At 61.4% G+C, this 1,374-nt stretch carries 1 pseudogene; it reads left to right on the top strand.

From position 1 onward, the window contains the following. Positions 1 to 278: 278 nt before the first annotated feature. Positions 279 to 1,374: pseudogene (locus tag HMPREF2681_RS10330) on the top strand (IS110 family transposase); the annotation flags it as partial.

Here is a 1,374-nt window from a genome sequence, read left to right as displayed (position 1 = left end):
CCGTTACCGTGATGGTGCCCCCTCACGGGGCGCGGTCACCGTGCCCGGTATGGCTTATCTGCGTGAACATTTCCATAATCCGGGGGTGTTGCCACCGGACACCGGGGACAACCGCTGACAGCTAATAGGGACACGGACCAAACAGAGGTCTCGTCGTAACGTGGGTGCCTGCAACGGATGTCCAAGACACCTGTGACCAGCCGCAACAGAAGGGCACCACCATGGAACCGTCCACAAAACCCGACATCATCATCGGCCTCGACGTCGGCTAAACCGGCCACCATGCCTGCGCGCTGACCAACACCGGCGAGAGAATTTACGACAATCCACTGCCCAAAGACGAAGCCGCACGGCGTGAAATCTTCGCGTCCATGCAGGCCCACGGCAGCGTTTTCATGGTCGTCGATCAACCCAACACGATCGGCGCCCTGCCCATCGCCGTGGCCCGCGACTGCGGTTGCACGGTCGGAGACCTCCCCGGCCTGGCCATGCGAAAAGCAGCCGATTTCTACCCTGGACGATCAAAAACCGTCCGCCGGGATGCATTCATCATCGCCGACACCGCCCGCACCATGCTGCACACACTGCGGGCAGTCGACCGCGACGACGAGATACTAGCAGCGCTGAAGATGCTCGCCGGATTCCACGACGACATCGCCAAAGACGCCACCCGAACGAAAAACCGCCTTCGCAGCGTGCTCACACAGATTCACCCCGCACTCGAGCGTGTCTTTGCAGGTGAGATTCTCTCGCGCACGCTGGGTGCTGGACTCGCTCATCCACTACGAAGGTCCGACAAAACTGGCCGCCGCAGGTCGGGGCCGGGTCCTGAAGTGGATACGCAACCGCGCCAAGAAGGACCCTGCTGCCCTGGTTGACGCAATTTTCGCTGCCCTTGCCGAGCAAACTGTCACGGTACCCGGCACTGCGGCAGCAGAATTGGTCATTTCCCAGCTGGCGGCGAACATCAAAGCGCTTCAAGCACAGCGCGACACGATCGCCGGGCAAGTCGAGGAGATGCTCGAATCGTTCCCTCTTGCCCAGGTCTTGATGTCGATGCCCGGCGTAGGCATCACGACTGCCTCTAACATCGTGTTGTCCATCGGCGATTGCCAGGACTTCGCCGATGCCGCGCACTTGGCCGCTTACGCCGGCATCGCGCCGACCACCCGGCAGTCGGGTACGTCGGTCCGCGGCGAGTTTCCCACCAGGGCCGGCAATAAACAGTTGGAAAACGCGATGTTTCGATCGGCGTGGATCGCGTCGAACTGCCATCCCGCATCGCGCGACTACTACCTGCGTAAACGGGCTGAAGGACAGAAGCACAATGCCGCGGTAATGTGGCTTGCCCGGAGCCACTGCAACGTCATCTAT

Origin of the sequence: Corynebacterium sp. HMSC064H12 (assembly GCF_001809925.1) — a bacterium.
Taxonomy (GTDB): Bacteria; Actinomycetota; Actinomycetes; order Mycobacteriales; family Mycobacteriaceae; genus Corynebacterium; species Corynebacterium jeikeium_D.
Note: the sequence above shows the minus strand (reverse complement) of the source record. Positions and strands in the feature narration are given on the sequence as shown.